Annotated in this window: 20 protein-coding genes and 1 pseudogene; 6 read left to right on the forward strand and 15 right to left on the reverse strand. The window is 65.1% G+C overall.

The window, feature by feature from the left end:
• The 12 genes and pseudogenes from EDC62_RS05035 to EDC62_RS05085 all read right to left on the reverse strand — a co-directional run bounded on the left by EDC62_RS05035 (position 1) and on the right by EDC62_RS05085 (position 15095).
• The gene (locus EDC62_RS05035; RefSeq protein ID WP_124221220.1) at positions 1-4380 is read right to left on the reverse strand and encodes an EAL domain-containing protein; all 4380 of its coding nucleotides are present in this window, start codon (positions 4378-4380) and stop codon (positions 1-3) included.
• Positions 4381-4641: 261 nt separating this feature from the next.
• Positions 4642-5415: a hypothetical protein gene (locus EDC62_RS05040; RefSeq protein ID WP_124221222.1), complete on the reverse strand. Its 774-nt coding sequence runs from the start codon at positions 5413-5415 to the stop codon at positions 4642-4644.
• Positions 5416-5474: 59 nt separating this feature from the next.
• Positions 5475-6968, reverse strand: a complete 1494-nt coding sequence (locus EDC62_RS05045; RefSeq protein WP_170159014.1) for a methyl-accepting chemotaxis protein — start codon at positions 6966-6968, stop codon at positions 5475-5477.
• Between the two features lie 52 nt (positions 6969-7020).
• Entirely contained in the window at positions 7021-7977 is a 957-nt protein-coding gene (locus EDC62_RS05050; RefSeq protein WP_124221226.1) for a chemotaxis protein, read from the reverse strand.
• Positions 7978-8033: 56 nt separating this feature from the next.
• Positions 8034-9485, reverse strand: a complete 1452-nt coding sequence (locus EDC62_RS05055; RefSeq protein WP_124221228.1) for a methyl-accepting chemotaxis protein — start codon at positions 9483-9485, stop codon at positions 8034-8036.
• Positions 9486-9521: 36 nt separating this feature from the next.
• Positions 9522-9956 carry a CZB domain-containing protein gene (locus EDC62_RS13275; RefSeq protein ID WP_425469960.1) on the reverse strand — a complete coding sequence of 145 codons (435 nt, stop codon included), beginning with the start codon at positions 9954-9956 and terminating at the stop codon, positions 9522-9524.
• Positions 9942-10787: pseudogene (locus EDC62_RS13215) on the reverse strand (methyl-accepting chemotaxis protein); the annotation flags it as partial. The pseudogene EDC62_RS13215 and the gene EDC62_RS13275, both read right to left, overlap by 15 nt.
• A gap of 59 nt (positions 10788-10846) precedes the next feature.
• A complete protein-coding gene (locus EDC62_RS05065) occupies positions 10847-11599 on the reverse strand; it encodes an oxygen-binding di-iron domain-containing protein (protein WP_124221232.1) in 753 nt (250 codons plus the stop codon).
• Positions 11600-11640: 41 nt separating this feature from the next.
• Positions 11641-12255, reverse strand: coding sequence for a chemotaxis protein (locus tag EDC62_RS05070; RefSeq protein ID WP_124221234.1), 615 nt, complete (start codon positions 12253-12255; stop codon positions 11641-11643).
• A 16-nt stretch (positions 12256-12271) separates the two neighbouring features.
• On the reverse strand, positions 12272-14161 hold the full coding sequence (locus tag EDC62_RS05075) for a chemotaxis protein CheA (RefSeq protein WP_124221236.1): 1890 nt from the start codon (positions 14159-14161) through the stop codon (positions 12272-12274).
• Positions 14162-14183: 22 nt separating this feature from the next.
• Positions 14184-14684, reverse strand: coding sequence for a chemotaxis protein CheZ (locus EDC62_RS05080; protein WP_124221238.1), 501 nt, complete (start codon positions 14682-14684; stop codon positions 14184-14186).
• A gap of 9 nt (positions 14685-14693) precedes the next feature.
• Positions 14694-15095: a response regulator gene (locus EDC62_RS05085; protein WP_124221240.1), complete on the reverse strand. Its 402-nt coding sequence runs from the start codon at positions 15093-15095 to the stop codon at positions 14694-14696.
• Between the two features lie 171 nt (positions 15096-15266).
• On the opposite strand from EDC62_RS05085, the gene motA reads away from it, so the two are divergent.
• From motA to fliW, 6 genes are all read left to right on the forward strand, one after another.
• Entirely contained in the window at positions 15267-16127 is an 861-nt protein-coding gene (gene motA, locus EDC62_RS05090) for a flagellar motor stator protein MotA (protein WP_124221242.1), read from the forward strand.
• A 3-nt stretch (positions 16128-16130) separates the two neighbouring features.
• Complete coding sequence (motB, locus tag EDC62_RS05095) at positions 16131-17129, forward strand: flagellar motor protein MotB (protein ID WP_124221244.1); 999 nt, start codon at positions 16131-16133, stop codon at positions 17127-17129.
• Between the two features lie 90 nt (positions 17130-17219).
• Positions 17220-17543 (forward strand): flagellar biosynthesis anti-sigma factor FlgM, encoded by a 324-nt coding sequence (gene flgM / locus EDC62_RS05100; RefSeq protein ID WP_124221246.1) that lies wholly within the window; start codon positions 17220-17222, stop codon positions 17541-17543.
• 37 nt (positions 17544-17580) lie between these two features.
• Complete coding sequence (locus tag EDC62_RS05105; protein WP_124221248.1) at positions 17581-17964, forward strand: hypothetical protein; 384 nt, start codon at positions 17581-17583, stop codon at positions 17962-17964.
• 6 nt (positions 17965-17970) lie between these two features.
• Positions 17971-18249: a carbon storage regulator gene (locus EDC62_RS13280; RefSeq protein ID WP_124221250.1), complete on the forward strand. Its 279-nt coding sequence runs from the start codon at positions 17971-17973 to the stop codon at positions 18247-18249.
• Positions 18242-18763 (forward strand): flagellar assembly protein FliW, encoded by a 522-nt coding sequence (gene fliW / locus EDC62_RS13285; protein WP_170159015.1) that lies wholly within the window; start codon positions 18242-18244, stop codon positions 18761-18763. Before EDC62_RS13280 ends, fliW begins: the two co-directional genes overlap by 8 nt.
• Here fliW and EDC62_RS05120 read toward each other — a convergent pair.
• The 3 genes from EDC62_RS05120 to EDC62_RS05130 all read right to left on the reverse strand — a co-directional run bounded on the left by EDC62_RS05120 (position 18757) and on the right by EDC62_RS05130 (position 25601).
• Positions 18757-19503, reverse strand: a complete 747-nt coding sequence (locus tag EDC62_RS05120; RefSeq protein ID WP_124221255.1) for a flagellar brake protein — start codon at positions 19501-19503, stop codon at positions 18757-18759. The two genes, fliW and EDC62_RS05120, sit on opposite strands and share 7 nt — an antisense overlap.
• A 25-nt stretch (positions 19504-19528) precedes the next feature.
• Complete coding sequence (locus EDC62_RS05125) at positions 19529-20815, reverse strand: EAL and HDOD domain-containing protein (RefSeq protein WP_124221257.1); 1287 nt, start codon at positions 20813-20815, stop codon at positions 19529-19531.
• A gap of 64 nt (positions 20816-20879) precedes the next feature.
• Entirely contained in the window at positions 20880-25601 is a 4722-nt protein-coding gene (locus EDC62_RS05130; protein WP_170159016.1) for a glycosyltransferase, read from the reverse strand.
• Positions 25602-25708 lie beyond the last annotated feature (107 nt).

The raw sequence follows: 25708 nt of genomic DNA on the forward strand, positions 1-25708 counted from the left end.
TCAGTTGGCCTCCATGAACAGGCTCGCCACATCCGTCCCCTCCGCCCGCGCGTGCCTTTGCCGGGACCAGGCACGGCTGTGCGCGACGATCGGGTTCGTTGCGTCGGCGGTGGAAGTATGAAATACCGTGGCGCCCCATTGTTCGATCCAGGCGGCCAGCTTGCTGGCGGGCATGGGCCGCGCGATCGCATAGCCCTGCCCGGCGTCGGCGCCGAGGGCGGCCGACATGGCGATCAGGTCTGCGGTTTCCAGACCTTCGACCACCGCGCTCTTGCCCAAGGCATGCGCCAGCTCGACCAGAGCGCCGATGAAGCGAACCATGCGCACCGGGTCGGCCTGGGCCTCGTGGATCAGGCCCTGGTCGATCTTGACGATGTCGAAGGGCAGCGACCGCAGCCGCAGCAGGCTCGAATAGCCACTGCCGAGATCATCGAGCACCAAATGCACGCCGAGCGCGGCGAGCGATTCGACCGCGGCATCGCGCCGCGCCTCGTCGTCGAAGTCGCTGGTTTCGAGCAGCTCCAGATGCAGCCGATGCGGTTCGATGCCGCTACGCTCCAGCGCCGCCTGTACCCAGCGCGCGCAGTCGGGCTGCAGCAGCACCTCGAGCGGCAGGTTCAGCGAGGCATACAAGTCGGCACCGGTTTCGCGGCGCCACAGCTGCAGCCAGTGCAGCGTTTGCTCGAGACCGAGGGTGAAGAGCCGCGTGAGCTCGCTGGTGCCAAACCACGGCAGGAATTGCCCCGGCGCGAGCAGCTCGCCTTGCTCGGTGCGCAGCCGCGCGAGCATCTCCACGCCCCGCACCGTGCCGCTCTGGAAGTCGAGGATGGGTTGCGCGTGCATTTCCAAACCGCCATCGACCAGACGCGCGCGCAGCCGCCGTCGTTCGTCGGCCGAAAGCACCTGCGGGCCCGTGGACGCCCGGCGCGCAGCCGCGCGCTCGAGCACCAGCGCGACGCTGCGCAGAAAGCGCTGCATCCACGGGGACTCGAACATGGCCGGCAAGGCACCATAAACCCCCAGCACCGCGAGCATATGGCCGTGGTTGTCTTTGACGGGCACCGCGGCCGAGCTGTAGATGCCGACCGAATGCGCGGCGTCGCGCCAGACGGCCATGCGCGGGTCGGTGTCGTAGCTGGCATTGGTTTCGATGTGCTCGCTGTGCCAGCAGCGCGGATGGGGCGAACGACCAAAGGGGCTGTCGGGCTGCAAGGAGACGCCGGCGCGCCCGAGCGCCTGCCAGGCACGGACGTAGTCATCGAAGGTACCCGCCGTGAATTCAGGGACGAACGCGCCGGTGGCGTCCGGCTTGTAGAGCACGCCGGCACGCATGCCCGGCAGTTCCATCAAGGTTGCGAGCGTGGCACGCACCGCGTCGGCCCAATGCAGGCTGGCTGCCAGGCGATCTTCGAGGATGTCGAGCGTCGCCAGATAGCGGCTTTGCAACTCATGCGCGCCGTCGCTTTGGGCTTCGAGTTCGACCGCCAGGCGCCGATGGATGATGTCGACGATGCGGCGGCGTTCGCTGCCGCGCAGCGGACAGCCTGAGACGCGTTCAGCGATCGCTTCTTCGAGGGCGAAAATTTGCCCCAGATGGGCCCGGATCGGCACCGACGCGAGCGTGTGCCCCGCTCCGAAGCGTTCGGCCGCCTGGCGATGCTCGGCTTCGAGCAGATCTGGCCGCAGCACCAGCCCGATGTGCGTCGCCAGCAGCGCTCGGTGCTGCGCCCGTGACGTCGGACCCAGCCCATCGAACAACGGTGCCAAAGCGGCAATGCTTTGTGCGTGCGCGATCAAGACGTCGGCCAGTTCCGGCGCCCAGCGCTCGAACTCGTCCCCCAATGGCGCGAGCACGCGTTGCGCCGCCGGGCCGTACGCGTTGCCGACGTCGGCGTCGGCTTGCGCTTCCCCGTCGCGCTCGGCTTCGGTGCCCGAGTGCCACCGCACCCACCAGCGTGTGCGGTCCGCTTTGTGCGCTTTGCTGGCATAGAGCGCCGTGTCCGCGTGTCGCATCAATTCATGGGCTTCGACCTCGTCGTCGGGATAGACCGTGAAGCCCAGGCTCATCCCGACCGAGACCGTGATCGAGCCGTCGAGCACGAAGGGTGCCTCGACCACCCCGTGCAGCCGCGTGAGCAGCGGCTCGATGTCCTCGTCGCGCTGCACATCTTCGAAAACCACGACGAATTCATCACCACCCAGCCGCGCCACGAAGTCGGTTTCACGCACCGCGGCGCGCAGCCGCTGGGCCAGCTGTTGCAGTAAAACGTCGCCGGCGGCGTGGCCCCACTGGTCGTTGACCGGCTTGAAGTCGTCGAGGTCCATCAGCCCGACTACGGCCAGCGTCTCGTGTCGGCGTGCTCGGGCCAGCGCCAGGGGCAATTCCTGCTCGAGTGCGAGGCGGTTGGGCAGACCCGTCAAGGCGTCATGCCGGGCCAGATGGGCCTGCCGCGTCCGCTCCGATTCGAGGGCGTGTTTGAGGTCGAGTTCGTCGAGCGCCCGCGCGATCAGTTCGGCCACACGCTCGAGCATGGGCAGCATCGCTGTGTCGACGTCCTCGCCGTTCAGCGCCACGAGGCCCATCAACGCCCACGGCGCTCCGGCGCGCCGCAGCGGCAGGACCAGCGCTTCCATCTGCCAGCCGGGCACGCCATATGGCAACCACGGCTCGAGCAGAACGGTATCGGTCGTGGCGGCGCGAACCAACTTCTGCGTCTCCCAAGCCTGGGCCAAAGCGGCCGTGGTTCCGAGCCGCAGAGGCTCGAGAGCGGCTTCCGTGCTGGCGGCGTCTCCCGCGGCGGTGATGAAGCGTAGCGCCCCGCTCGCCTCGGGCTGGGCCACCCAGGCTGCCACGAACAAGCCGGTTTCGAGCAGCCGGGTGCAGGCCGATTGCAAGACCTCGGCTTCGCTGCGCGCGCCAATCAGGGTGTCGATTTCGGCCAGAATGACCCGCAGCAGTTCATGGCTGCGTTCGAGCCGTTCATGGGCGCTGCGCTCATCGGCGAGCAGCCGCAAGCGCTGTAGGCCGCGATGCAGCTCGCGGCCAAAGCGCGGCAACTCGTCGTGTGCCTCCGGCGTGTAGGGCGCGCTCTGCCCGAGCAGCAGCACCAGCCCCGGTTCCTCGGTCCCGTCGATATCCACGGCGGCCCAGTGCAGCGCGGCGGCGCTGGCGGCTGCGGGAGCCGCAGGCACGACCAGAGGGGGGGCACCCGGTGCCGCGAAAGCCAGCGCGCCGGGCCCGCCGCCACTGCGGACCCAATCGGCGACGGTCACCTGCACGCCCGCACCGGGTAGCGGCCCATCGGCTGCAAGCACCTGGGCGCGCCCGGATTCCGCCTCCAGCCGCAGCACCGCCGCCGCGGCAAAACCCGCGTCTTGCACGGCAAGGGCGCAGGCTTGTTGAAACAGACGATCGGCGTCGCTCGCCTGCGCGCTTTGCTGGCTCAGTTGCGCCAGCGCGGTGCGCAGCCGCAACAGGGCCCGCTGGCGGTTCTGGATCTGCTGGAACTGCCGCCACGCCATGACTTGAACGCCGATCAGCAGCAGCCAGATGGCAAGCTTGGTTGCCAGGTCGGGCAGCCAGGTCAGCAGGATCTGGCGCACCGGTTGGCTCACGAACACCGCGACAGAGCCGTCGGCGACCCGACGCCATGCAATGACAAACTCGGCGTTCGCGGATTCGACCCAGCCGCGAATGACACCACCCTCCGTTTGCGGTTGAGCCACCAGCGTGCGCGCGAGGATGCCCTGGGCGGGTCGCGCATACAAAACGGCCGCGTTCGGTGGGGCCGGCACCCGCGCGAGCACGTGGCCATCGGCCCGGACGACACCCATGATGGGCGGCACCCCGGTGCCGTCGTCACCCGCCCGGGCCAATTGCCGCAGGATCGCATGCAGCGGCACCTGAAACACCACAGCCACGCCGGCGGCCTGTGGCAAAGGGCAGAGGACGGGGGTTTGCCAGGCTTCGGGCACGGGTCCTTCGACGGCCGTCGGCAGCAACACCAGCCCGGACGCCGTGGAACTTGGCGGCCCACCGATGTCGTGGAGCAACTCCAGCCGTGCCCAGGGCAGTTGCTGTCCGATCAGCGGCAGCCAGCCGCGGGCGGCGTCGAGATCGAGCTGTCCGTCCGCGCGACGCGGCAGCCGTCGGATGGCCATGTCGCAGGCGCTGCGCAAAGCCGCCCAGCGCTGATCCATGGCATCGGCCAGAAAAACCGTCTCGCTTCGGAGTTGACCTTGGTGGCTGCGCCAGTGCGCCTGGAACGACCAGGCCAGATGCGCGAGCAGCCCCGCGGCGAACGCAAGGTTGGCCGCCAGAACCACGCGCAACAGGCGACGGCTGGTCGGGTCAACGTCGGCAGGACGGCTCAGTAGCATGACGTGGGTGGAGCATAGGGCCTCAAGAACACCGGCTCATCCCACTCTCGGAGCCAGCGTCGCACAGTCGACGCATAGTGTTACACACACCGCGTCTCGTGACCATCCGAGGCTACCCGTGGCGTGTTGGGTTCGCTCGAGCCGTTGCCTGCGCGCAACCCTGCCGCAAGGCCGTGCGAGGGGGGATTCAAAAGTTTTTGAAGGATTTTTGGGTGTTTGCCGGCGTGAATCGGCGCTCAGTTGCTCTGAAAATAAGAGCAATCAGGCGACGAGATAAGCGATGTAAACACCCCGGTCGAGCAGCCCCCGCTGCCCAGGCCGACAGTGATCGACGCGGTACGGGCGTGAAGGCGCAGCCGGCCGATGGGTGTCGCGCACGATCACGAGGGCGCCGACAGGCAGTTCCTGGCGCACCGAGACCGTCAGGCGTTCGCCGCCGTCGGCCTCGCGCAGCAGCCGCGCTTCGAGCCATCGGGTGCGCCCGGGGGTGCGCAGTTCCAAAGCCGGCATGGGCCGCTGCAGCCACAGCGCTTCAAGCAAGCCGCGCACGCGCCGCGCCGCGTTGGTCCATGGGCTCGGCGCGCTGCCCAGGGCGTCTTCCGCCGCGCCGGTTTGGCCCTGTGCCAGCTCCCCGACCATCTGGCGGTGCAGGCGGTGCCAGTGGTCGTGCCACATTTTCAAATCGTCGAGCAGGTCGAAATGCCCCTCGGGGCGCAGCGCAACCAGCCATTGCCCGAAGGCGCAGTCGGCAGGGCCGGGTGGCGCGGTCGTGATCGAATCTGCCCCACCCCGGCGCGCATCCGCCAGCCGCTGCGCCAGCATCTGCCGGGCCTCGGCTTCATCGGCTTCCCAAAGCGCGAGCGCTTCAAAGCCGTTGCGTGCGAGGGCATCGCCGTAAACCGGCAGCGGTACATGGCGCGGGTCGTCTGCGGGCGATGGCAAGCTCGGGGGATTTTCCGAGGCCGCAGCCGAGCCTGGCCACAGCCGCCGCAGCCGCTCGAGCCACCCGGCTCGGGTACGCGTTTCCTCGGTCATGCGTGCACATCCTCCGCTTCCATCATGACCGCACGCGGGCGGTGCGTTTGCCGTCGCCGTCAAACGAACGCAAAGCGCAGCGCCCCCCAGTGGCGGCCGCGCAGGTGTATCGGGACGGACAACTCCCGCATCACCTCGCCCGTGTCGCGCGAGTAAATCTGCAGCAGCAGACCGCTCTGATTTTTCGCCGCGGTCGCACCTACCGGGTCGTTGAAGATGCGCATCGATCGGCTGTGCAGCAAGTCGCGCTTGGGGTCACCGGTCATGGGTTGATCGTAAACGCTGTTGTGGGCCGGCGCATAGCCGTTGCGGTCGACCAACAACACGTAACGGTACTGATCGGACTTGGCGAGATAGCGGTCCTCGATCGGTTGAATTTCGCGTTTGAACCAGGCGGTGAAACGGGTCAGGTATTTCTGCGGGTTGGTGTTCGGAACCGGCTGGTAATCCTCGTCGAACAGGTCGGCTTCACTGAGTTCACCCTCATCGAGCGCCCGCTGCAGCCGCGCCGTGAGCTCGGCTTGGGCGGCGAGCACGTCATCGACGACCGCGCTGACCTGCGACTGCGTGCGGAAGATCGTGGCCGCCTCGAACATCCGTTGCGCTTTGTTGAGCGCTTCGTCCAGCGCCTCGCCGGTACGCTGACCGGCTTGTTCGGCGGCCTCGGCCTGACGTTTTTGCTCGACGGTCAGTTGACCAAAGGTTCCATCGAGCGCGCGCAGTTGCGTGGCTTCCGCGTTGAGCCGCGCGGCCACGTCGTGCATGCGCTGCGCAATGCCGTGGACACCGCTGGCGATTTCGCCAAACTGCTCCGACATCACCTGCACCTCCTCGCCGCTGGAACTCATCCCCTGCGTGAAGCGCTGCGTGGCTTCGGCAATCTGCGTCAGCCGCTGGTCGATGGTCCCGACGCCGCTGTTGATCGACACCACCGACTTTTCGGTGGTCTGCGCGAGTTTGCGGATTTCTTCGGCCACCACCGCAAAGCCGCGGCCGACATCGCCCACGCGCGCCGCTTCGATGTTCGCGTTGAGCGCGAGCAGATTCGTCTTTTGCGCGATTTCGCGTATGACGGCCATCTCCTTCACCATGCCCGAAAACTGCTGCCGCAGCGCCTCGATTTCACGCTGGTTGCGCGCGTTGGCCTGCACCAGGGTCTCGAAGTTCGCCCGGATCGCCGCGCCGCGTTGGGCGCCTTCGCTGGCCAGGTGGTCGATGCGGTCGGTGTCGCTTTCGACCGCGTTGGTTTCGATCTGTACCCGGTCGATGTTCTGCGCGGTTTGGGTCAAGGTTTGGGCAACCCCGCGCAACGCCTCCACGAGCGCCTGGCGCTGGCGCAGGGTTTCGGCGATCGTCGCCTTGGTGTTGAACCGCAGCCGCGCCAGCGTATAGCCCACGTCGGTGGCGGCATCGGTGACCTTGTCGGTGAAGCTGCGCTGGAGGCCCAGCAACTCCTGCTCTGCGGCCGGCAAGGCAGCAATGGCCTCGGGCCGAAGGTCGAGCGGCCGCTGTTGGAGCCAAGCTTCAAGGCTCTGGGGACGCTCCGTTTTCATGATCTGTACTCCTGGTGTGTGTTTGGGGCGTGTTTGGGGCTTGCGGCGGCTCTCAGTGCTCGCCCCCCGAGACCACCTTGCGCAGTGCTGCGCCCAATTCCTCGGCGACGAATTTGCCGACGAAACCCTCGGCGCCCACCTTCTGCGCATGCTCTTGGTTGGCCTGGCCCGTCAGCGACGAGTGCACGACGACCGGAATCGCCTTGAAACGCTCGTCTTCCTTGATCTTGCGCGTCAGCGTGAAGCCGTCCATCTCGGGCATCTCGAGGTCGGTCAGCACCGCGGCCACTTTGTCGCGCACATCCTTCCCTTCGGCCTTGGCGTCATGCGCCAACGCCTGCAGCTTCTCCCAGGCCTCCTTGCCGGTTTTGGTCATGACGTAGGGGGCCTGCAGCGCCTGCAGCACTTTTTCGATCTGGCTGCGCGCGACGAACGAGTCGTCGGCGGCGAGAATGACGCTGCCCGGCTTGATCTGCAGCCGCTGCCCCACGGCCTCGGGCTTGACCTCTTGCACTCTGGATGGCAGCACGTCGCGCAACACTTTTTCGACATCGAGCACCAGCGCCAGCCGCGTCTGGTCGCCGTCATCGAGCCGCGCGATGCTCGTCACCATGCCGCCGACCGCGTTGGCTTCGGCCGAGAGCACCTGGCTCCACTCGAGCCGCACGATCTCCTCCACATCCTCGACCGCAAAGCCTTGCACCGAGCGCTCGTATTCGGTCACGACCAGGATGTTGAGCCCCTTGGGCGTGCAGCCCACCAGCGCAGGCAGATCGATCACCGGCACGATCTGGCCGCGGATATTGGCCACCCCCAGCACATGCTGGGGCGCGCCCGGCATCGCCGTCACCTGGGGCATGACGAGCGCTTCGCGCACCTTGAACACATTGATGCCAAACAGCTCGCGTCGCCCGCCCGGGTCTGCGCCCAAACGAAACAGCAGCAGCTCGAACTTGTTGGTGCCAGCGAGGCGGGAACGCTCATCGACTTCTTGAAGCACGGTAGACATAGGAAACTCCATCGGTGGAAATCAGGGGAATAGGGGGCGTCGCGGTTCGCTTCGGTTCAGTTCACGGCGCGCATGAGCGATTCGAGTTGTTCGGTGATGGCGTCGCTCGCGGCTTCGAGTTCGGCCGCCAAGCTCGTGATGCGCCCGGCGTCGCCTGCGCGCAACGCCTCCACCAGCGACTGGCCGATCCGGTGCACCCGCTGGTGCACCGACTCGGTCGTGGTAAAGCCTGCATGGCTGCCAAAGTAGTGTTGTGCCGGGCCGTAATACCACTTGCCGAAATAGCAGGCGCGGAAGTTCGACACATCCATGTCCACGACCCGACCGCTTTGTGCCGCGGCCAGCAATTCGCCGATCCAGGCGTAATGCATCGCCAGCGACACGCGCAGGGCCAGGTCCGGCGCGCCGAAGGCACCGATCGCTGCTGCGCCGGTCTTGAGGTCCGCGCGCGCGTCGTTGACGGTTTGCAGCAGCGAGCCAAACTGCGCTTCCAGTCCACCCAGCATGGTCTGCGCCTCGGCAGCGCTGCGCGCCTGGGTCTGCGCGTGGGCGACGATCTCGGCCATTTCGGCTTGCTCGGCGTTGGCGACCTCGATCACCTCGGTCATGGTTTGGCGCGCGGCGTCCGTGGTGTCCTGCACGGCGCGCACCAGATGCCCGACACGCTCCATGCGCTGCGCCGCGCGTGCCATGTCGGTGTCGAGGTCGGCCGAGTTGTCGCGGATGGTCAGCGTCAGTTCCTCGATGCGCCGCGTGATCTGCGCCGTCTTGCGCGCGAGGTTGCGCACCTCGTCGGCCACCACCGCAAAGCCGCGGCCCGCTTCTCCAGCGCGGGCGGCTTCGATCGCGGCGTTGAGCGCCAGCAAATTGGTCTGGTTCGCCACCTCCTGAATGCCGCTGGTGAGTGTCTCGACCGTTTGCACCGAGCCGACGAAGCCGGTCAGCTTGCCGCGGGTTGCCTCGACGAAGCCGCGCACGTCGCGCACTTCTTCCTGCACGCCCAGCAAGGCGCGTGCGCCTTGGTCGATCCGCTCCGCGGTCGTCTGGGCGCGTTCGCCCAGGCGCTCGAGCGCTTGCGCGGCCGACTGCGTGGTGGACGAGGCTTGCTGCAGCCCGCGCGCCGTATCGGTGACGAGGTACGCCAGCCGGGAAAACTCGTTTTGGAAGCCCACCACGCGGGCCTCGGAAAACGCAATGCGCCGCATCGCCCGGCGGTTCGCGTCGGCGCCTGCGACCAAAGCGGCACGGGCTTGCCCGAACGCGCGGAGCCAGCGCTCGGTATCGACGAGCTCGATCGCGCGCAGCGCGCCGTCGCCCCGGCCTTCGAACCAGTCCAGCACGGCGCTCAAGACCGCTTCTCGGTCGGCGCGCAGCCGCTCGAGAAAGCCGGCTTCGCCCGAGCCTTCGGCCTCTGCGGGCGGCTGCTCGGCTGGGGCCACGCGCGGCCAGCCGGAGAGCCCTTCGGCTTGGGTGCCCTGCATGCCCGCTTCGATCGCTTCGGTGTTCATGACTTCATTCCTCGGTACACAGTCCTCGGCTGGGGCTCAGCCAGCGCGTTGCTGTGCGTCGACCTCGTGTTTGAGCGCCTGCAGCTTGCTCAGAATCTCATCGCGCTGCGTGCTCAAGGTCGACGCCAGATGCAGGGCCTGCTCGCGCTGCCCGGCTTGAGCTGCGGCAATCAACTCGCGCGCGGTCTGGTGCACCAGCGCATGGGTGCTCTCGACCGCACGGAACGCGGCCAGACCCGCAAAGCGCTCGCGTCCGGTGCTGTCGTACCACTTGCCGAATGCGCAATGGTGGTGGTCAGGCACCTCCTGCGGCTGCATGGCGGGCGGGCTGCGGCGGCCCTCAGCGATGATGCGGTCGATGAAGGCCAGATGTGCCTGCTGAGCCATCTCCAGTTGGGCTTTGGCCGAGGTCACCGTCATTTCATGCATGGTCGACGCGAGCGAGGCGATGACGCTGCTCATTTGCGACATGTCGCGTTGGGCCGTGCGGCTGGTCTGGTCGATGCCGTTGGCTTGCTGGGCGATTTGTTCGGTGGCGGCTTCGATGTGGCCCGTCGTGTCTTGCACGCGGCGCGCGAGGTTGCGCACCTCATCGGCCACGACCGCGAAGCCGCGCCCCGCCTCGCCGGCGCGGGCGGCTTCGATCGCGGCGTTCAGCGCCAGCAGGTTGGTTTGGTATGAAATCTCCCGAATGTTCTGCACCAAGGTTCCAATGGACTTCAACTGCTGCAGCAGCGCACCGACGCCGTCGGCATTGCCTTGAACCACGTGGGCGACCTTCTCGACCGCGTCATTGACCTTGTCAATGGCTCGCGCGACTGAATGAGCCGAGCCCTCCATTGCACCGATAGCGCCGTTCAGGATCGGAATCAGATCCTGAGCCCGCTTGATCCCCGTGTTGTCGGTCCAAGAGGCATGGAAGGCGATCACTTTACCGTCCTCGTCGCGCACGGGCGCAAAGCGCAGGTTGAACGTGACGGGTCCGACGGTCATGTCGGTTTCATGCATCGCCACCTTGCCGGAGGCGAGGTCGCGGAGGATCACGCGGATGCGCTCCGGATCCTTGTGAAACTGGTGGATCGAATGGTTGAACGCCTGCCGCACATCGGCGCCGCGCAACATGCTGTTGAGTCCGCTGTGGTGCTGCATCATGAAGTCGCGCGCCGTGCGGTTCATGTAGAAAATGCGGTTGTCCATGGCCTCGTCGGCTTCGGCCAGCATTTCGAGCGAGCCGAGGGGTTCGAGCAGCTGTTCGATGGCGTGCATCCAAGCGGGGGTGACGGTGTTGCTGGGGGTGCTCATCGGGAGGGCTCCTGGTTTTCGGGTGCTTCGGGGGAGGGTCGGTGGCGATCTTCGGGGCTTCAGGCGAGCGCGCTTCCAACCTTGAGGCTGTCGAACCAGTCGATAAAGCGCTGCACGTTGGCGCCGGTGTAGATCGCGCCGTGTTGCGGGCACAGGAAGTCGATGTCGAGCTTCGAGACGCGCTCGCACCAGGCGCGCTTGGCCTCGTTGCTCGGCATCCAGCGCTTGTGGAAATACTCCGCGTGCTTGATGTGCCGGTCGAAGGCTTCGGGTCTTTCCAGGTTGCGGCGGTCCACGAAGGCCGCATGGCCGCTCGGCAGCAAGGCCGCGCCCACGTCGCCCGAGAACAAGACCTTGGCCCAGGGGTCGTAGAGGTGGAAGTTGGCCGAGGAATGCAGGTAGTGCGCCGGGATCAATTGCATACGGGCCGATCCCAAGACCAGCTCGCCACCTTCGTCGGGGATGCCGGAAATCTTCGCGTCGAGAGCGCCGTAGTGCCGAATGAAGCCCACCCAAAGCTCGGAGACATGCCAATGGATGTCGGGGTTGACGGCATTCCACAGCGGCAGGCTTGACGCAATATCGGGGTCTTGATGGCTCACGAAGGCGGTTTCGATGCTCGACGGTGGCAAGACGTCCACGAGCGCCGAGAACACCTGCGGGAACACCTCGAAGCCGCCCGGATCGCACAGCAGCGTGTGGCCGTCGACGCGGCAGGCATAGACGTTCGAGTCGATCACGCGCGACTCTTGTTGGTCATACACGATGAACCATTCGCGGCCGGCTTCGGCGTAAAAATTTTCGGCTTTCATGGGGCTGGTCCGATCAAAGTGAAAGAAGAGGGCGGGGCGTGTCAGTGGACGGCACGGTCGATTTGCTCGCGGTAGGCACGCAGCAACTCGCGCACCTGAATCACCGCTTTGTCCATGTCCATCGACACCTGCTGCAACGCCGCCTGCGCACTGCCTTTGAGCGCGGCTTCGATGCGCCCGTTGACGACGACATATTCGAGTTCGGCCACGACGGCCTCGAAGCGCCCCAGGGCCTGATGCAGCCGGCTGGCCGAGCGGCGGCTTTGCTCATCGTGGCTCGCCATTTGCTCGTGCCGCATCGAGGCCAGCAGCCCCAGCCGCGGTGCCGCTGCACGGACGTTTTCGGGCAGACGCTCGAGCAGCGTCAGCCGCTGGCTCGCCCTCAGGGTTTCCATGAACCCGAGCATCAAAGGGTGGATGGCTTGCTGCACTTCATGCGCGACTGCCTGCAGCTGCTGCGCGCCCTCGCGGAACGACTGGGCGACCACGCCGTAGCCGGCAAGGTCCTTGCCGTGGCGTTTGACCAGCACCTGCGCGTTGAGCGCCTTGCGGTCGATCTCGCGCAGACGGCGCTGCAGTTGGCCTTGAAATGCAAAAGTGGCATCGGCGACGCTGACGAAGCGACGTCTTTGCTCGTCGAAAGCGTTGAGATTCATGGGCAGAGTCTCCAATTCAGGCGGCTTGGGTGAGCCGCATCGAGCGCGTGAGGGCCTGGATGTCGACGATCAGCACCACATCTCCCTTGCCGGAAATCGTCGCGCCCTGATACCAGCTCGATTGCGCGGAAATGTCGAGCGGCTTGACGACCGAGTCTTCGGTGCCCACGGCCTCGGACACGACGAGCAGGCCCTGCTCGGTCAGAATGCCTTCGCAGGGGTCGCGGCCAAGTCGCAAGGGCCGGCCTTGAAGCTGCTCGCCCAGGTCGATGTAGGGCACGATGCGGTTGTCGCCCACATGGGCCATCAGCCGCCCCGAAATGCTGTGGATGTGCTTGGGGTCGATCTCCATCAGGTTGTCGACGACCGAAACCGGCAGCGCATAGGTTTCGCGGCGCAGCTTGAAATAGAGCACCGGCAAGACCGCCAGCGTCAAGGGCAGTTCCAGAAGCAAGGTCGTACCCTGATTGATGCGCGTGAGGATTTCGACCCGCCCGCGCAAGCCTTGGACGGCAGAGCGCACCACGTCCATGCCCACGCCGCGGCCCGAAAGTTCGCTGACCTGCTCCTTGGTCGAGAAACCGGGCAGGAAAATCAGGTCGAGCATCTCGCGCTCGTTCAGCCGGGCGGCATCGGCCTCCTGGATCAGGCCCTTGGCCACCGCGGACTGGGCGATCTTTTGTGGGTTCATGCCGCGCCCGTCGTCGCGGATGCGGATCTGCACCTTGTCGCCCAGATGAATCGCGGCGACTTCGAGCACGCCTTCTTCGGGCTTGGCGACCGCGAGCCGCTCGGCAGGCGTTTCGAGCCCATGATCGAGCGCATTGCGCACCAAGTGGATGAGCGGCCCGGAAAGCGCGTCGATCACCGTCTTGTCGATTTCCACGTCCTCGCCGATGAGCTCGAGCCGAACCTTCTTGCCCAGGCTCCGGCTGGCGTCCCGTACGACCCGCGGCAGGCTCTGGAACAAGCGCTTGCAGGGCTGCATGCGCAGCCGCATGACCGTGTTTTGCAGGTCATTGACCGCAAGGTCCGTCTCACGCACGAGCCGCACGAGCGACTCGTCTTCCTGCCCCAGCCGCGCGACGGCCGCCGAGAGCCGGTTGCGCAGCAACACCAGCTCGCCCACCTGGTTCATCGCTTGATCGAGCCGCGACGAATCGACCCGGATCGTGGTGTCTTCGCGCGCGGCGGTTTCGCTCGCGGTCACGGGCGCTGCGGGGGCAGGCGCGGCAGCGCTCACCGGTGTGGCCGCGCCTGGGCTCGGCGGGTGCAGCGGCTCGACCACGCCGGGCGCTCGGCCTTTGCCAAATACCTGGTCCAGGGTTTGGTTGAACAGCGCTTCGAGGTCCTCTTCGCCAGAGGCCTCCGCCGCGGAAGCGCCCGCGTTCGGCGCAGCTCGCTCGGCCATCTGGGTGACATAGACGCCCGAGGAGCCCGATGCGTCCAAGCGTGTCTCTGCCCAGGGTTTGCTTGGCTGGGCCGGCTCGGTTGACGGTTCGGTTCCCGTCGCTGCGGGCTCGGGCCGTTCGCCTCGGGCATAGGCCTGGATCAAGTCGCCCAGCGCCTGCGGCCCCGGTTGCGGGTTCTCGCCCTTGGCCATTTCGTCGAGCATGCGCTCGATCACATCGCTCGCACGCAGGATGGCGTCGATCATGCCGCTGTCGGCGCTGAGCTGGTGGCTGCGCAGCTTGTCGAGCAGGTCTTCGAGGTGGTGACACCAGTCGACCATGTTTTGCGCTTCCAGAAAGCCAGCCCCGCCTTTGAGTGTGTGGAAGGCCCGAAAGATCGCGCCCAGCGTGGCCGCATCGGTGGGGTTGGCTTCGAGGCGCAGCAGCTGTTGTTGCGCCTCGGCCAGCAGTTCGCGGGATTCGGCGAGAAATTCTTGCAGGATGTCGTTGTCCATGGCGCGGCTACTCCTGGGGTCTTCAGATGCCGAGCTGGGCGAGCAGGTCGTCGACGTTACCCTGGTCGAGCCGCTCGCCGGTGAAGGTGTCTTCGTCAGCGGTGACGGCCGCGGCTGGAGCCAGGGCGCCAAGTTCATGAAGCGCATCCTGGATGCGTTGCTCCACCGCTTGCAGCAGCGTGATCGTCTTCTTGAGCCGTTGGCCGGCCAGATCTTGGCCCTGCTGGCTGGTGAGGATGGTCTGCAGACACTCGTCGAGCCGATCGAGGCGCGCATCGATGAAGCCGCCGTTGGTGGCGCGGATCGCACGCACTTCGGCCTGCGCAGCCTCGACGGCTTCGAGCGTGGCCATGGCCTGTTGTTCGCTCAGCCGCAGGGCTTCCTCGAGCGGGTGGCTTGCGCCGGGAATGTCCCGGGCGATGCCCATGATGCGGTGCACGCCTTCGGCGAGCAGGGCGTCGGCCTCGCGCAGCTTGGCTAAGGCTTCGATCGTGGTGTGGGAGTCGTTAGCAGGGCTGGTCATGATGGCGAATTACTCGGAGGCAGGCTTTTTGCCCAGGCGTTCGAGGATGCCCTCGATCTTGGTTTTGAGGACGTCGGCCGGGAAGGGTTTGACGATGTAACCATTGACGCCCGCCTGTGCTGCGGCCAGGATGTTTTCCTTCTTGGCCTCCGCGGTCACCATCAACACCGGCAAAGAGCGGATGGCGGGGTCTTCGGACGCGCGGATGGCCTTGAGCAGGTCGATGCCCTGCATGTTGGGCATGTTCCAGTCGGTCACCACGAACTCGATGCCACCTTGCTGGATGCGTTTGAGAGCCTGGACGCCATCTTCGGCTTCGTCGATCGTTCCCGTGACGTAGCCGGTCTGCATCAACAGCCCTTTGACGATGCGGCGCATCGTCGGAAAGTCGTCGACGACGAGGAATTTCAAGGGGTACTCCTGGGATTCAGTTTGAGGTTTGCGTGGACAGAACCATCGCCGATGCCCTGCTAACGGCACGTTTGGATACGACTTTATGGTCCGGAAAGAAATTATCGGGGGCGGGGTGGATCGGTTACGATTGTTGCGATCGCGTCTATCCGCGCCCTCGCACGACCCTCCATGTTTCTGTTCATCGGCTACGTCATCACTTTGGCTGCCTTTCTGGGCGGTTTCGCAGCCTCCGGCGGGCATTTGCATTCCCTGTTCCAGCCGTTCGAGCTGGTGATGATTGGGGGTGGCGCGCTCGGAGCCTTCTTTGGAGCAACCTTCCCCAAGTCGTTCAAGGCCACGCTCAAGGCCTTGCCGACGGCGTTCAAGAGAGAGACCTACAGCAAGCAGCAGTACATGGAACTGCTCACGCTGCTCAACGACCTGTTCACCCGCATGCGCCAAAACGGCTTGATGTCGATCGAGGCCGACGTCGAGGACCCGCACGCCAGCGAAGTGTTCAAGAAGTACCCCGGCATCCTGAAGGATCACCATGTCATCGAGTTCATCACCGACTACCTGCGTTTGATGATCGGCGGGAATCTGGGCGTGATGGAAATGGAAAACCTCATGGACGTCGAGATCGAGACGCACCACCATGAGACCCAGATGCCCATCCATGCGGTCAGCCGCCTTGCCGACAGCATGCCGGCCTTCGGTATCGTGGCGGCGGTGTTGGGTGTGGTGCACACCATGGCTTCGGTGGATCAGCCGCCCGCGGTCCTTGGCGAGCTGGTCGGCGCGGCGCTCGTGGGAACGATGTTGGGTATCTTGATCGGCTACGGATTCATCGCGCCGATTGCCACCCGCATGGAAGACCGGGCCGAGGAAGGAACCAAGATGTACCAAAGCATCAAGGTGGCACTGCTCGCGACCATGAACGCCTACCCGCCCCAAATTGCCGTGGAATTCGCCCGAAAAGTGCTCTACAGCACGGAACGCCCGAGCTTTGCAGAGCTGGAATCGCATCTGCGCAGCGCCAAAGGGAAGTGACGCATGGCCGAGCCGAACAAACCGCAGCCGATCGTCGTCAAGCGCATCAAAAAGGTCGCTGGCGGACACCACGGAGGCGCCTGGAAGATCGCCTATGCCGACTTCGTGACGGCGATGATGGCCTTCTTCCTGCTGATGTGGCTGCTGGGTTCGACCACCAAGGCGCAGTTGCAGGGCATCGCTGAATATTTTCAGAACCCGATGAAGGTCTCGATGGAGGGCGGGTCCGGCGCGGGCTCGGCGATGTCGGTCTTGCAAGCCGGCGGCACCGACCTCACGCGGACCACTGGGCAGGTGCGCGATGGCAGCACGCCCGGGAAAGAAGTCAAACCGAACGCGACGACGGTGGTCGCTATCCGCGAGGCGGAAATCGACAAGGCCAACCTCCAGGCGCTCAAGGCTGCACTCGAAGCCCAGATCGACGCCAACCCGCAGCTGGCCGCGTTCAAGTCGCAGTTGATGATCGACATCACGCGCGAGGGTTTGCGCATTCAAGTGGTCGACAACGACAAGCGGCCCATGTTCGCCCTCGGGGGCGCACAGCTCGAGGGTTATGCGCGCACGATCTTCCAGGAGATCGCGCCCACGCTCAACCGGCTGCCGAACAAGATCAGCATCACGGGTCATACCGACGCCCTGATGTATCAGAACCAAGGCAAGGGCTACAGCAATTACAACCTTTCCGCCGATCGGGCCAACGCCGTACGCCAGGTGCTGGTGCAGTCTGGCCTCGAAGAGCAAAAGGTGCTGCGCGTGGTTGGGATGGGGTCGGCCGCGCCGTTCGATCCCAGCGACCCGAAGTCGCCGTTGAATCGGCGTGTGAGCATCGTGGTCTTGACGCAGGAAGCCGCCAAGCGCATCCTTGCCAACCAAGCCTTGGAGCAGGTCGCCACCGATGCCGAAGAGGCCAAGGGGCAAATCGATGCCGGGCCCGGCGTGAGTGCTGGGGCAGCGTCGGCGCCGGTGGCCAGCCAGCCGGCGCAGGCCGCGGCCAGTCGGTGATTCCGGGCTTGCCCTCAAGTTTTTCGAGTTGGTGTCGTTAACCCCGCTACGAGATCTGGAAACCGTCTGGATGAACTTTTCGAGTACGCGATGAATCCGATCCAAAACGCATTGGCAAGCATGATCAGCAGCGGTTCGGCGCAAAGCGTCGCTGCGGCTCAGGCTGGACGCGCGCCGGCGGTGGAAGCGCGACCGAAGCCGAGTTCGCCCGGCCAGGAACGGGTGACGATCTCCGATGCGGCCCGGCGACTCCAGGCCGGGGTCGCGGCAGATGACCCGAACCGTGCGGAGCGTCTGGGCCAGCTACGGGCACTGGTGGCGGCGGGACAGTATCCGGCTGATCCGAAAGCCATCGCTCAAGGCTTGCTGCGCGACAGCCGCGAAGTGCTCGCGGCGGTTCGTCCCGTCGCGTGACGCCGCTCGGTGCGGGCTCGAACGATCTTCGTCCCCTGTGAGCGTAAGCCCCGAACTCAATCGCGAACCGTCGTCGGTTCTGGCGCGGCTGCGCGCGGTGTTGGAGGCTGAGCATGCGGCACTCATCGGAGGGGATGCCGATGCCATCGAACGCCTGGCGGCGGAAAAGCTCGCTGCCTGTCGGGCGCTCGAGGCGCTGCTGTCGGTCGGTGACCTGACGCCGCCGCTCAAGGAAGAACTCCGCCGCCTCGGAGAAACCAACCGCGCCAACGGCGCACTCGTCGGCGCCTTGCTCCAAAACGCCGAAGCCATGTTGTCTGCCCTGGGCGGCGCCGCCGGTGGTTCCTCGGCATCGGTGTATCGGGGGGACGGTCAGGCGGCCGCATCTTTGTCCACCGGGCGGCCCCTTGGAAAAGCGTGAACCCGGATGTTGATCCTCAGCCGCAGCAAAGGCGAAGCGATACGCATCGGTTCGGAGGTCCGCATCGTGGTGCTGCACGTCGGCGGTGGTCGGGTGCGATTGGGCATCGAGGGGCCACGCGAACTGTGCATTCTTCGTGAAGAGCTCTACACCGAGGTGGTAGACCTCAATCGGGCCGCGTCGCTGGCGCCGCAGAGTCCCGGTGCGCTCGATGCCTTCCTGAAAACGCAGGGATGTCCCGCGGCCGATGCGACAGACGTGCCACAGGAGGGACCGCATGCTTGAGGCGGATGCATCGGCGATCGAGCCTGGCGTGTACGAGTTGAGCACCCGTTTCGGTCGCCTCACTGTACCGGCCCGGTTGGGATGGCGGTGCGAGCCGCCCTTGCCGGGTTTCGACGGACTGCACCAATACTTGGTTCTGAGTTGCGAGGGACAAGAGCCGTTTCTTTGGCTGCAGTCGGTGGAAAGCCCGGAGCTCGCGTTTTTGATCGCACCCGCAGAGGCGTTTGGGCTGCGCTACCGAGGGGGCATCGACGCGGAGGAGTCAGGGATGCCGGGCCCTTACGTGCTCGTCATCCTTCCGCGGCCTGGCGGCTCGGCTTCGATCGGCTGTCACCGGTGGGCGCCGCTGATGTTTGACCCGAGCACGCGCAGCTTTCATCAAAGAGTGTTCGAGCCCGACGAGGTCGAGGGAGCAGGAATTTGGTGCGGTTTGTCACCGCAGCGGCAGTCTGAGCTGCGGCGCGCTTGGGCTGGGGCGTTGTTGGACGTTCCGTCCCGAATTTCCGGTCAGTAGCGTCGTTCGCGCTCGCGGAGGGTTTCACGGTCGCGTCGCTGCACGTAGGCCATGACCCGTTGCTCAAAATTCGGGCTCATGTTCAGGAATTCGATCCCGACTGGACGCATCGGCTGTCGGATGCGGGTGTTGCGGACGGGGCCCACGAAGCGAACGCGCGCCTCGCTGGCGAGTTCGACGCCCTCGAGTTCAAAACGCACCTGTGGGAGGTATTCGCCTTCGCTGAGGACAAAGTCCGTGGGCGAGGTCAAGAGCAGACGCATGCCGCGTCCACTGATGTCGTGGCAGGTGCCGGTTAGGTTGCGAGCGCCGCGGCGTTCGATTTCCACGCGATTGATGTCGCCCGGGTTGACCAACACCCGAAAAAAGCTGCGTCGTTGCAGGTAGTAGGTGTTTTTCGGATAGTGCACGCGCAGCGCGCCATAGCCTTCCCACATGACCCGGTCGATGACCCGAGTCTCGAATCCGACATAAACCCCTTCGGATTTGCCCAGACAAAAAAACGGGTCGCCGTGCAAGACCAACGCGTTTCCATGTTCGGGGTTGAGTTCGTCGATGAGGATCTCGCCTTTGCCTCTGTCGAGGGCGAGGATCATCGAGGTGAACTCCTCGGCACGCCCGGTGGGGATGACGGCAATGGGCTCGCGACTTTGCTGCAGGCGTCTGAGGACCACTTCCGCCTTTTGTTGGGTCGTGAGGCGGTTTTCGTCCTTGAACAGCGTGGCGGTGACTTCGCGCATGACGGTGGGGCTCGCGCTTTGTGAATTAAATGCCGAGATTTTCCGCCCAGGCGAGCGCTTCCAGATGCGCCATGGCCACTTGGTGCTCAGTCAGCCCGAGCAAGGCCGCCGTTTCTTCGAGTCCGGAGTCGAGGTCGGTCTCGCAGGCACGAGCGATGTGCAGGTAGGGGCCGAGCGGCCCCGCTTCTTGCTGGAGCGCGAGCGACACGGTCTCGGGCAGGGCCAGTGGCCCCAGTGCCTCCTCGAGCGTCGTGCCCAACATCACGTCCAACATCGAAAACACGCCGGTCACGAAGGCGTGATCGGCGAATTCATCGGGCATGGAGTGCCGCGCGAGGATTTCCATCATTCGGCCGCGGGTGAGGGCGTTCAGTGCGAGCGCCGAAGCCGCGCTGTGACTGGGCGTGGTGACGAGCAGCAAGACGAGCCAGCGGAAGAGCTTTTTGTAGCCGAGGATCAAGATCGCGTGGCGAAACGACGTGATCTCGGTCATCAGCCCGAACCCGGAGGAGTTGATGTAGCGCAGCAGCTTGTACGACAGCGCGGGGTCTCCCTTGAGGGTTTCTTCGAGCTCGGCGATTTCGGCCTGTTTGTTGACCTGATCGATCAAGCGCAAAACCGTGGTGTAGGCCGGTGTCAGGGCCTTGACGGTCACCGTTTGTGGCCGCGCGAAGTAATACCCCTGGAACAGATGAAACCCGGCCGTCAGATAGTTCTGAAACGCCTCATGGGTTTCCACTTTTTCGGCCACGAGTTGGACGCCGCTGAGCGACTCGAGTTTGCGGATCAAGGCGGGAAGTGCTGCGGCCGGCAAGGAGCGCGCGTCGATTTTCAGAAAACGGATGAACGGCAGCCAAGCTTTGTAGGCGGCGGTGGCGGTAAAGACGCCACCCGCAAACCGAAAGCCTTGCTCGGCCAGGCGCTGGATGTGCTCTACCGCTTGGGCAATTCGTTCGGGATCATCGACCGGGACTCGCGGAAGCTCGAGAATGACCCGCTCGGGTTGAACCAGGTCGAAGTGATCGCCACCGAGCTCCGAGAGCTGCACGTTGACGAAGGCGAACTTGTCACCGAAGAGGTTTTCACTGCCAACTTCGGAGAGCGCGTTGAAGAGCATCACCGAGTCTGCATTGCCGGCAAGCGGCAATGGCGCAGCGGTCGATGTCGCGCTTTCGCGGGCCAGCAATTCGTAGCCGACGATTTTCTGTTTGCGGTCGACCAGCGGCTGGCGTCCGATGTGCACATGCCGCGCGCCGTTGGACGCCTCGGCGGCTGCATCGGGCGCGGAGGCGCCGGACATAGGTTCGGTCATGGGTGGCGAGTGTTTGTGATCATGCGCCTCAAACGGGCTCGAGGCTGCGCATCGAAGAGGTAAATCATACGTCCGACCGCGTCCAGGCCGACAGCCAACTCCCGAGGTGATCCTCGAGCATCCAACGAGCGCGAACCTGTTGCTTCAGAGCGTCGCCCGCGGCACGCAGCGCACTGCGGTCGTTGGCGAGCTCGCGCAAGGCTTTGGTCCATTCCTTGAAACGGTTGGGCACCCGCACGACCGGAAAATCCCCCTGGTAGGGGACGATGTCGGTGCAGACGACGGCATAGCCCAATATGCCGTATTCGAGCAGTCGCAAATGGCTCTTGGCTTCGTTGAAGGGGTTGATTTCCAACGGAGCCACGGCGATGTCGAGGTCGAGCGCGGCGAGCTTGGCGGGGTATTGGTCCAGAGGCACGCCAGGGTGGAATTCTCGGACGTACGGGCGCAGCGGCTCGGGGCACATACCAAAAAAGACCCAATCGAACTCATTCGCCGTCTCGCGCACGACGTCCCGCAGCAGTTCCAGGTCGCCGAGGTGGCCCACGCCGCCGGCCCAGCCCACCCGGGGTTTGGGGTGCTCGCGACGCGGCGGCTGCAGCGCCCCCCAGCGGGCGCGTTCGAGATAGTTGGGCTGAACGCGGACCTCATCACACAGCCCAGCATAGGCGCGTGCGAGCGGCTCGGTTGCCACCACCAGGCGATCGCACAGGCCGACCGCGCGGCGCAGGCGCTTGGGCATGTCCTTGTGCATGTGCTGGCGGTGAACGCTTTTTTGCGGCAGGTTCGTGATCAGGTCGTCGATTTCGAAAACCCGAAACGCCCGGGAGTGACGTCGGTGTTTTTCGAGGAATTCGATCTGGTGCCACTCGAGCTGGCGTTGCACGACGAGCGTGTCGGGCTCGATCCGTGCCATCTCGGCCGGCTCGAACAGGCGCATCGACTCCCAACCCTGCGTCATGCCGGCGCGGTTCAAGGCGCGCAGCGGCGCGATGATGCGGTACTCACCACAGCCTTCCCGGTCTGCCGCATGCGCGAGGATCCGGGGCCGTGGCCGCCAGTCTGGGTCCCAGCTCACGCAAGGCTGATCCTCGAGTTGGAATTCGGTGCTGGCAAGCGTCAAATGCCGGTTGTAGGCCGGATCTCGGCCGAGCAGCGGCAGCCAGCGTCGATACATCGCCTCTTTCTCGGCTTCGAAGCGCTGGAGTTTGGCCGGGTCGGGCGGCGTCAAGGCTTCCTTCTGGGGCGGGTTCGTTTGCGGCGCAGAGTTCTGCGCCTTTTGCGTGGCCGAGCCTTCATGCAGCAACAGCGCAAAAGCCGTGAACACGACCCGGTAGCCGGCGGTGCGCACCTTCAGGCAGAGGTCGATGTCGTTGTAGGAGACTTTGAATGCGGTCTCATCGAGCCCCCCGACTGCCTCATAGAGCGACCGACGAATGAGCAGGCAGGCGCCAGTGACGGCCGAGAGGTCTTGCGTGAGCTGCGCGCGGCCAAAGTAGCCGCGGTCTTCGGGGGTGTGGCCAATGAACGGATGCTCGGCGGGACCGCGCATTCCCAGGATCACGCCGGCGTGTTGGATCCTTCCGTCGGGAAACAGCAGCTTCGCGCCGACGATGCCCACATCCGTTCGCACGGCATGACCCATCATTTCATCGAGCCAGTCCTCGTGCAGCGCGGCGGTGTCGTTGTTGAGCAGCAGCAGATACTCGCCGCGCGCCAGCCGGGCCGCCGCGTTGTTCATGGCCGAGAAGTTGAATGGCCCGGGTTGACGGACCACCCGAAGACGCCCCCCGAGCTCGGCTTCCTTCGCCTCGATCGCCGCGAGATAGCTGCAGGCTTCCGGCGTTTCACTGCCGTTGTCGATGATCAGGATTTCGTAAGCCGGGTAGCGGGTTTTCTCGATGACCGACTCGATGCAGCGCTGCAACAGCGGGAGCTGATCGCGCGTGGGGATGAGGACCGAGACGAGCGGCGGCACCTCGGGCAGGGGCCAGCGCACGCGAAATGACGGCGGAAACGGACCGGGCTCGGCTTTCGCCCCAGGTGCCACGCGGTCGAGGTGGCGCTGCAAAGCCGCCTGGCCGGCGTCCAGAATTTCAGGGATCGAGCGCCGGGTATGCCCCGACCCCTGCAGACGGTGGTAGAGCACCTCGGGCACATGGCCGATGGCGGCCTCGCCCGCGCCGCTGGCCTGCAGGTGTTCCCAAGCGCGGAGCATCCAGTCGTAGTCCTCGGCGCCGTCGGCCTGTGGGTCGAATCCGCCCAAGGTCTGGAACAGATCCCGCCGAATCAGCAGCAGGCCTCCGACATACGGGAGACTGCGCAGATAGTCGAGGTTGAAGTCGGGCTTGCAATGGGGGTGCAGATGCTGCCCTTCGGCGCTGAGCTGGTCTTCGTCCGTGTAGACGATTTGCCACCCGGGATGCTGACGCAGCGCATGGGCGATGCGGAAGAACGCATCGGGGGCGAGTCGGTCCCCGGCATCGATGACGCCAACCCAATCGGCCCCACTGCCGATCAGCTGCGCGTTGGCGTCCGCGATCAGCGCTGCGGCGTCCCCGCGCGGCTCCAGCACTTGGGACTCGCCGGGCAGCCATTGATCCGCGAGACTTGCGGCGCTCGCATCAGCGCCGAAGGCGTTCTCGGGATGCGGCAGCACCGCAATCGTAAAGCGGGGCAGGCCCGCCGGCTCCTGGCGCCAGCGCTCGATTGTTTCTTCGGCCCAGGAGCGTTCGGTGGGCAAGCATCGAGCTTCGGGGAGCCAGGGCAGGGTTGGTAGGGGGGAGGGCTGAGTGTCCGTCTGACCGCCAATAGCCGAGGTGACCGCCTCTTTGAGGTGGACATCCTGTCCACCGCCGAGGTGCAGCCGGACTCTCCAGGCATGAGGCTCGCACCGGGCCAGTCGTGCCCGTGCCGCTTCGACGACGACCGCTGGAGCAATTTCCTCCATGCAGAATGATCGACCGAATTTGCAGCGGGGATTGGTGTTTGGCGCGGGCAGATCATGCAGACAACCGGCGCAGTCGACCGGCGAGCGTAAGGCGGTCTGGTCGGCTCCGAAGGGCACGCGCAAGCGTGGATCGGCCATTCCGTAGAGGCCAACGGCAGGCGTCCCGACTGCAGCGGCGATATGCAGCAATGCGGAGTCGGGGCCCACGAGGAGGTCGGCAGTCGCAATGGCTGCAGCCGTTTCGCGCAAGTCCAGTCGATTGACGAGGTTGAGGATCCGTTCGGCCGCCGGCGGCTGAAAATCAGCGCCCGCACCAACGGCGATGATGCCGACCTCTGTGTCTGAGCTGAAGGCGCTGAGAAACTCTGCCCAATGAGAAGGTGGCCAGGAGCGATCTGGCGTCGCGCCCATATGGACCGCGACGATACGTTTCACTGTTCCCCAGGATGGGCCCGCGCCCGCCATCCACTGGTTCACCTGGGCGTAATCGCGGCGGTCGAGGTGCAGTTCCAGCGCGGGGTTTGGTAGTGTGACTCCGGCCTCTTCGGCGTAGGCGCTCAGGATGTGCTGCTTTGGCCGCCGTTCGTAGGCGACGTCCAGATTGATGACCTGGTCATCTGGCCGAGGGCGGAAGTCCGAGGACGTCGCCATCAGAAGGTCCACGTTCGGATTTCCCGCAAACACCTCGTCGATATCGGTCGAGACGACTATGGTGTGGTCTGGGAAGCGCTGCCGAACCGCGCGCACGATCGGCGTGGCTTGCAAGACATCCCCGCGCGCGTACCGCCGCTGCACCACGATCCTGGGGCGCGGAGGCGCTGGTCGGGGACCTTCGAGCAGCATGAGATAGTCCTCATCCCAGTCGGGATCGATTTGACTCAAAGGCGTGATGCGGCCCGTTTCTTCGAGCGCGTTTTCGGTGAATCGCGGCCGTCCCTGTCGCCAGTAATGAACCCGCTCGAAATGGGGTTGCAGGAAGTCCCGAATGCGGCGGTAGTTCCACGCGCTCCAATGATGCGGATTCAAATGGAACCCGTGCCAGCGTTCGCAGGGCAAAGACACTAGCATTCGACCGCCTGGCGCAAGGCGTCGCTTGAGTTCCATCAAAAAGGCTTCAGGGTCGGGCGTGTGTTCGATCGTTTCCAGTGAAAAAACCCAGTCGAAGCCGCTCTCCTCGAGCGCCTCGATCGGGCCCAGATGGAAGCGCGCGCGTGCCTCCGGATTGAGTCGTCGTGCGAGTCCAATCGCTAAGGCGTCGAGGTCGACGCCGAGGTAATCGGAAACCCCTGGGCGTCGCTCGAGCAGCCAAGCCGCACCATATCCGGGTCCGGTTGCGACCTCCAGAATACGCCCGGAGTGGACCCGCTCCTGGACCCATTGATAGCGATTCAACACCTGGGCCGAGGTCCAATAGTTTTCGAGTCCCGGAATCGAGCGGCCGTCGAGCATTTGTTGGACCGAGCCACCGAACACCCGGTCAAAGTCGCCGATCGGGATGACTTGTCCCAGTCGCGGCTGTTGCCGCCATAAAGCCAGCACGCGCGAGGAAATTTCCGCCAGAAATTGGGCGGGCCAAGCAGCAAACACCTCGGGCCAAACGAGGCGATTTCGGAGAGTGTCCAGGGGCAACGCCAGCGCTGGAATCAAGCGTCCCCGGCTCGGGACGTAAAAGTACAGATCGGCGTGAGGCTGAGCTTGCCCCTCAATGAGCAGGGCGTCGAATCGGACCGTTACCGGTTCGATACGCTGCGCACTGAGCGTTTGCAGGGTGACGCGGCGATGCAGTTGCCGCTCGTTCAGCTTGGAATCAACGTCAAAAGCGCGCTGCAAGTTCAAGGTTCATCCTCGAGATCAAGGCGTTTTACCGAAGGCAATGCTGAGCCAGTCCCCGGCGTGCCCCTCAGCCCTGCCATTGTTTCGGCGATGGCGGCGGCTGGTGGGTT

The organism is Tibeticola sediminis (assembly GCF_003843835.1).
GTDB lineage: Bacteria > Pseudomonadota > Gammaproteobacteria > Burkholderiales > Burkholderiaceae_C > Tibeticola > Tibeticola sediminis.

What these genes read in the sequence shown, in the direction of transcription:
- EDC62_RS05035 (WP_124221220.1), bottom strand. Translation starts at nt 4,380, where the DNA reads ATGCTACTGAGCCGTCCTGCCGACGTTGACCCGACCAGCCGTCGCCTG.
- EDC62_RS05040 (WP_124221222.1), bottom strand. Translation starts at nt 5,415, where the DNA reads ATGACCGAGGAAACGCGTACCCGAGCCGGGTGGCTCGAGCGGCTGCGG.
- EDC62_RS05045 (WP_170159014.1), bottom strand. Translation starts at nt 6,968, where the DNA reads ATGAAAACGGAGCGTCCCCAGAGCCTTGAAGCTTGGCTCCAACAGCGG.
- EDC62_RS05050 (WP_124221226.1), bottom strand. Translation starts at nt 7,977, where the DNA reads ATGTCTACCGTGCTTCAAGAAGTCGATGAGCGTTCCCGCCTCGCTGGC.
- EDC62_RS05055 (WP_124221228.1), bottom strand. Translation starts at nt 9,485, where the DNA reads ATGAACACCGAAGCGATCGAAGCGGGCATGCAGGGCACCCAAGCCGAA.
- EDC62_RS13275 (WP_425469960.1), bottom strand. Translation starts at nt 9,956, where the DNA reads ATGTCGCAAATGAGCAGCGTCATCGCCTCGCTCGCGTCGACCATGCAT.
- EDC62_RS05065 (WP_124221232.1), bottom strand. Translation starts at nt 11,599, where the DNA reads ATGAAAGCCGAAAATTTTTACGCCGAAGCCGGCCGCGAATGGTTCATC.
- EDC62_RS05070 (WP_124221234.1), bottom strand. Translation starts at nt 12,255, where the DNA reads ATGAATCTCAACGCTTTCGACGAGCAAAGACGTCGCTTCGTCAGCGTC.
- EDC62_RS05075 (WP_124221236.1), bottom strand. Translation starts at nt 14,161, where the DNA reads ATGGACAACGACATCCTGCAAGAATTTCTCGCCGAATCCCGCGAACTG.
- EDC62_RS05080 (WP_124221238.1), bottom strand. Translation starts at nt 14,684, where the DNA reads ATGACCAGCCCTGCTAACGACTCCCACACCACGATCGAAGCCTTAGCC.
- motA (WP_124221242.1), top strand. Translation starts at nt 15,267, where the DNA reads ATGTTTCTGTTCATCGGCTACGTCATCACTTTGGCTGCCTTTCTGGGC.
- motB (WP_124221244.1), top strand. Translation starts at nt 16,131, where the DNA reads ATGGCCGAGCCGAACAAACCGCAGCCGATCGTCGTCAAGCGCATCAAA.
- flgM (WP_124221246.1), top strand. Translation starts at nt 17,220, where the DNA reads ATGAATCCGATCCAAAACGCATTGGCAAGCATGATCAGCAGCGGTTCG.
- EDC62_RS13280 (WP_124221250.1), top strand. Translation starts at nt 17,971, where the DNA reads ATGTTGATCCTCAGCCGCAGCAAAGGCGAAGCGATACGCATCGGTTCG.
- fliW (WP_170159015.1), top strand. Translation starts at nt 18,242, where the DNA reads ATGCTTGAGGCGGATGCATCGGCGATCGAGCCTGGCGTGTACGAGTTG.
- EDC62_RS05120 (WP_124221255.1), bottom strand. Translation starts at nt 19,503, where the DNA reads ATGCGCGAAGTCACCGCCACGCTGTTCAAGGACGAAAACCGCCTCACG.
- EDC62_RS05125 (WP_124221257.1), bottom strand. Translation starts at nt 20,815, where the DNA reads ATGACCGAACCTATGTCCGGCGCCTCCGCGCCCGATGCAGCCGCCGAG.